Annotated in this window: 3 protein-coding genes and 11 tRNA genes; 1 reads left to right on the top strand and 13 read right to left on the bottom strand. The window is 41.1% G+C overall.

Annotated features, from left to right (window positions below):
• Positions 1-108: 108 nt before the first annotated feature.
• The 12 genes from ACQKFO_RS23570 to ACQKFO_RS23515 form a co-directional block, all read right to left on the bottom strand.
• Positions 109-182 (bottom strand) — tRNA-Gly (locus ACQKFO_RS23570).
• Positions 183-196: 14 nt separating this feature from the next.
• A tRNA-Pro gene (locus ACQKFO_RS23565) sits at positions 197-273 on the bottom strand.
• Between the two features lie 55 nt (positions 274-328).
• A tRNA-Arg gene (locus ACQKFO_RS23560) sits at positions 329-405 on the bottom strand.
• A gap of 18 nt (positions 406-423) precedes the next feature.
• Positions 424-509 (bottom strand) — tRNA-Leu (locus tag ACQKFO_RS23555).
• A gap of 83 nt (positions 510-592) precedes the next feature.
• A tRNA-Leu gene (locus ACQKFO_RS23550) sits at positions 593-674 on the bottom strand.
• Between the two features lie 54 nt (positions 675-728).
• Positions 729-804, bottom strand: a tRNA-Lys gene (locus tag ACQKFO_RS23545).
• 5 nt (positions 805-809) lie between these two features.
• A tRNA-Gln gene (locus ACQKFO_RS23540) sits at positions 810-884 on the bottom strand.
• Positions 885-964: 80 nt separating this feature from the next.
• A tRNA-Asp gene (locus ACQKFO_RS23535) sits at positions 965-1,041 on the bottom strand.
• A gap of 85 nt (positions 1,042-1,126) precedes the next feature.
• A tRNA-Glu gene (locus ACQKFO_RS23530) sits at positions 1,127-1,198 on the bottom strand.
• Positions 1,199-1,212: 14 nt separating this feature from the next.
• Positions 1,213-1,303: transfer RNA gene (locus ACQKFO_RS23525), tRNA-Ser, on the bottom strand.
• Positions 1,304-1,310: 7 nt separating this feature from the next.
• Positions 1,311-1,385 (bottom strand) — tRNA-Asn (locus ACQKFO_RS23520).
• 130 nt (positions 1,386-1,515) lie between these two features.
• Complete coding sequence (locus ACQKFO_RS23515; RefSeq protein WP_427601482.1) at positions 1,516-1,992, bottom strand: SprT family protein; 477 nt, start codon at positions 1,990-1,992, stop codon at positions 1,516-1,518.
• Between the two features lie 149 nt (positions 1,993-2,141).
• On the opposite strand from ACQKFO_RS23515, the gene cmpA reads away from it, so the two are divergent.
• Complete coding sequence (cmpA, locus tag ACQKFO_RS23510; RefSeq protein WP_113970254.1) at positions 2,142-2,255, top strand: cortex morphogenetic protein CmpA; 114 nt, start codon at positions 2,142-2,144, stop codon at positions 2,253-2,255.
• Positions 2,256-2,343: 88 nt separating this feature from the next.
• On the opposite strand, the gene ACQKFO_RS23505 is transcribed toward cmpA, so the two are convergent.
• The gene (locus tag ACQKFO_RS23505) at positions 2,344-4,512 is read right to left on the bottom strand and encodes a Tex family protein (RefSeq protein WP_427601480.1); all 2,169 of its coding nucleotides are present in this window, start codon (positions 4,510-4,512) and stop codon (positions 2,344-2,346) included.
• Between the last annotated feature and the right edge of the window lie 279 nt (positions 4,513-4,791).

The following is a 4,791-nucleotide window of genomic DNA, read 5'->3' as shown; positions in this document are numbered from 1 at the left end:
AACTCTCCGATAAAAGTTTGAATAGCTCTTTAAAAATAAATCTAGAATTAACGTTGACGTATTGTCTTGTTTTGTTCAGTTTTCAAGGTTCAATAAAAGGTAATAAATTGGAGCGGGTGAAGGGAATCGAACCCTCATCATCAGCTTGGAAGGCTGAGGTTTTACCACTAAACTACACCCGCATATAAAATTATGATGGTCGGGAAGACAGGATTCGAACCTGCGACCCCTTGGTCCCAAACCAAGTGCTCTACCAAGCTGAGCTACTTCCCGCTAGAAAAGCATATGTATTGCATTGAGTATGAAATACCCGCTTGTAGAAACAAGATGGCGCGCCCGAGAGGAGTCGAACCCCTAACCTTTTGATCCGTAGTCAAACGCTCTATCCAATTGAGCTACGGGCGCAATATGTTGTAAAATCTTTGGTGCGGCCGAGAGGACTTGAACCTCCACGGGGTCGCCCCCACTAGGCCCTCAACCTAGCGCGTCTGCCATTCCGCCACGACCGCGTTTTAAGCGACAAACACTATTATAACGAGGATAATCTGTTGTGTCAATACTTTTTCATAAGTTATTTCAACAACTTTTAAAGTGCGGGTGAAGGGACTTGAACCCCCACGCCTTGCGGCGCCAGATCCTAAGTCTGGTGCGTCTGCCAATTCCGCCACACCCGCATGGTGTTTTGCTGTCGCAAAAAAGGTAAGATCTTTTGCTTACGCAAAAATCTTTGGTGAGCCATGAAGGACTCGAACCTTCGACCCTCTGATTAAAAGTCAGATGCTCTACCAACTGAGCTAATGGCTCTTAAATGGCTGGGCTAGCTGGATTCGAACCAACGCATGTCGCAGTCAAAGTGCGATGCCTTACCGCTTGGCTATAGCCCAATGTTCCCTCAAAAAGTGACGAGGTTTATATAATAACATGTCAAAAACATTAAAGTCAATAACTTTTTGAAGAAAAAATCTGGCGGTCCGGACGGGACTCGAACCCGCGACCTCCTGCGTGACAGGCAGGCATTCTAACCAACTGAACTACCGGACCAGAGTTTTTTGCTTTAGCAAAATAACTTTCATTAACTGCGTCAGCAATATAACTTTTATTAAGTTGCCAATAGCAAAAATAAAAATGACCCATACGGGATTCGAACCCGTGTTACCGCCGTGAAAGGGCGGTGTCTTAACCGCTTGACCAATGGGCCATGTTTAAAAGTAATGGCGGAGAAGGAGGGATTTGAACCCTCGCGCCAGTTGCCCGACCTACACCCTTAGCAGGGGCGCCTCTTCAGCCACTTGAGTACTTCCCCATAAAAATGGCTCCGCAGGCAAGATTCGAACTTGCGACCGATCGGTTAACAGCCGATAGCTCTACCACTGAGCTACTGCGGAACGTAAAGTATTCTTTCGCTTAACTCGTCTTATCGACTCTTTAGATTATAATGACTCATCTATTTATTGTCAACTACTTTCAAACAATTTTCATCCGAAAAAAGATGATCATGGTCCGTGGATTAAACACTCAGGATTTGTCTTCCTTCATAATAACTTCCTTCACTAATTTAAGTTTGCCTTTACACCGTCCACACACGTATTTTCTTATATTGATCTTCCTTCTTCTTTTAAACTCCAACCCGCACTTGGAGCACACATAAATCAAATACCTTCTCCTATTATTCACACTCGTTAATATCGAACAATGTCTTGGACCCCCAACTTCATTTAGAAGTCTCTTAAAATCTTCATCTCCATGCTTATATCCTTTACCTTCAATATGTAAATGATAATGACACAACTCATGTTTAATGATTCCTATTAATTCGCCCATACCATGCTCGTCTAAATATTTTCGATTTATGTCGATATTATGACTACCTAACATATACCTTCCCCCAGTGGTCTTGAGCCTTGGGTTGAAATATGCTTTATGAAGAAAAGGCTTATGAAAAGATTGAATGGAAATTTTTCCAACAAGAAATTGCAGCTCAGCGTCCGTCATATGAAATCCTTCTTTCTTAATTAGAACATGACAACCTATTATAGCATAAACTAGATATCACCCTTACTGTTTCAGCATGACAAAATACTCAAAGGAATGTCACCACATGGATTCAGCTGGCACTTTCTTAGAGATAAGGAGGTTACCCCATGCCTAACTGGCTTGTGAATCAATTGAGGAGAGCCTATTTTGAGAAGGATCGATATCAAATCAAACTCCTTAATCAATGCTGGTATTTTTATCGTAAGAAGAACAGCTCTTAATTATGGACATCTATCATGGCCCATCCTCAATGGCAAAAAGAGCTGACCTGAGATAACATTCACTACCCTGCAGTCAGCTCTTACCTGATTATTGAATCATCGTTAATGCGACCCTGCCTTTTTGAACATCCACGCTATCAACCCAAACGGTCACAACATCCCCAACAGATACCACATCTAATGGATGCTTAACGAAACCATTTTTCAGCTTTGAAATATGGACAAGTCCATCCTGTTTCACACCTACATCGATAAACGCACCGAAATCCACTACATTTCTTACTGTCCCTTGTAACTCCATACCTTGTGTTAAATCTTCGAGTTTCAAGACATCCTTCTTGAGAAGAGGTTTAGGAAATTCATCACGGGGATCACGCCCTGGTCGAATTAATGAATCCACAATATCTTTCAGCGTTAATCTCCCTATTCCCAACTCCTCAGAGACCTCTGCTAAATTCAATTGATTCAAAGACTGTTTCAGTTCCTCTGATCCGATGTTATTTACACTCAACCCGACTTTCGCAAGAAGTTTCTTCACATCGTTATAATTGTCCGGATGAATAGATGTTCGATCAAGTATCTCTTTCCCGTCCATTATTCTTAGGAAGCCAATACATTGTTCGTATGTTTTTGCGCCAAGCCTTGGAATTTTCTTTAATTGGGACCTGGAAACAAACTTGCCCTCTTCCTCTCTCTTTTTCACAATATTAGTAGCCACTGTTTTTGATAGTCCCGCTACATATTGCAATAGTGAAGAGGAGGCAGTATTCACATTTACACCCACTTGGTTTACAGCCGTTTCCACCACAAAGGTTAGTGATTCATTCAACTTCTTTTGTGAAACATCATGCTGGTATTGCCCGACTCCAACAGATTTAGGATCTATTTTCACTAATTCAGCTAATGGATCCTGCAATCTTCTTGCGATGGAGACGGCACTTCTTTCTTCAACCTGGAGGTCCGGGAACTCTTCTCTCGCCACATCTGATGCTGAATATACACTTGCTCCAGCTTCGTTGACAATTAAATAGAAGATAGGTTGATCCATATCTTTTAACACATTTACAACAAATTGCTCTGTTTCCCTGGATGCCGTCCCATTTCCAATAGCAACAACCTCAACCGAATATTTTGTCATTATCGCTTTGATGGCTTCTTCCGCCTTTGCGAGTTGTGATTGGGATGAATGTGGATAAATCACATTTATATCAAGAGTTTTCCCTGTTTCATCAATGACCGCTAATTTGCAGCCAGTTCGGAAAGCGGGATCCACACCCAAGACCATTTTTCCTTTCATCGGCGGCTGAAGCAATAACTTTCTCAAGTTTTCAGAGAAGATATGAATGGCTTGATCCTCTGCTTTCTCTGTTAATTCATTACGAATTTCTCTTTCTACCGATGGTTGGATCAATCTTTTATAGCTATCTTCTACCGCTTCTTTCACTAGAGGAACGGAGATGGAATGAACATTTTTAATGACCTGTCTTTGCAAATAGGTAAGGATACCTTCTGCATCAGGCTGGATATTCACTTTTAATATATCTTCCTTTTCTCCTCTGTTCATGGCTAATATGCGGTGAGGTACTACTTTATGAATGGGTTCTTGATAAGAGTAGTACATTTCGAAGACCTTCTTTTCGTCTTCCTCTTCCTTCTTTACCTTTGATTCAATTAACCCTTTACGGAACGTATAACTTCTTATGTATTCTCTGTATGAAGCTTCATCGGAAATGTACTCAGCAATAATGTCTTTGGCCCCATTTAAAGCTTCCTCGGTTGTCATTACTTCCTTTTCTTCAGCCACGTAGTGAGAAGCTTTTTCTTCTAGGTCTCCTGTTGCCGGGAATGTAAGGATCCATTCAGCCAGTGGTTCCAGTCCTTTTTCTTTCGCTATGGTGGCTTTTGTTCTTCGTTTTTGCTTATATGGTCGGTACAAATCTTCTACCGTTTGCAGCTTATCCGCCTTTTTAATGGCCTGGGTTAACTCTTCAGTCAGCTTCCCTTGTTCTTCGATCAATCGGATGACTTCTTCTTTTCTCTGCTCTAAATTTTGCAGGTAGTTCCATTTATCCATAATATTACGGATCTGAACTTCATCTAGTGCTCCGGTCTGTTCTTTCCGATAACGTGCGATGAAAGGAACTGTATTCCCTTCCTCCAGAAGTGAAATGACGTTTTTAACATTTTTTATTGATAGGTTCAATTCTTTGGATACTCTGTTAAGTAATGATTCTTGATTTGTTAATGTTGCTGGCAATTGTATTACCTCCATTAAAAGGATTCTTATTTATTTTACCATAACTGTCTTTGGGGATTGAAAAGGTGTATTAACATAAAGGAATAATCTGAAATTATGCATTTGTTATCACAATTCATTCTGCGAGCATACCGTGGACCGTTCCTTTCCGCTCCAGGCACTTCCTTTCCGCGGGGAGGAAGTCGAGCCTCCTGATATGAACGAAACTGTCAATACTCATTATCCACATCGATTTAAAGGCAGCTTTAATAAAAGAAGCCATTTTAGCTCCTTCTTTTA

It is taken from the genome of Rossellomorea sp. NPDC071047 (genome assembly GCF_050270195.1).
GTDB lineage: Bacteria > Bacillota > Bacilli > Bacillales > Bacillaceae_B > Rossellomorea.
The sequence above is the reverse complement of the archived record's forward strand: the minus strand, read 5'-3'. Positions and strand labels throughout refer to the sequence as shown.

Coding starts and splice junctions, on each gene's coding strand:
- ACQKFO_RS23515 (WP_427601482.1), bottom strand. CDS start 1,992: ATGACGGACGCTGAGCTGCAATTTCTTGTTGGAAAAATTTCCATTCAA.
- cmpA (WP_113970254.1), top strand. CDS start 2,142: ATGCCTAACTGGCTTGTGAATCAATTGAGGAGAGCCTATTTTGAGAAG.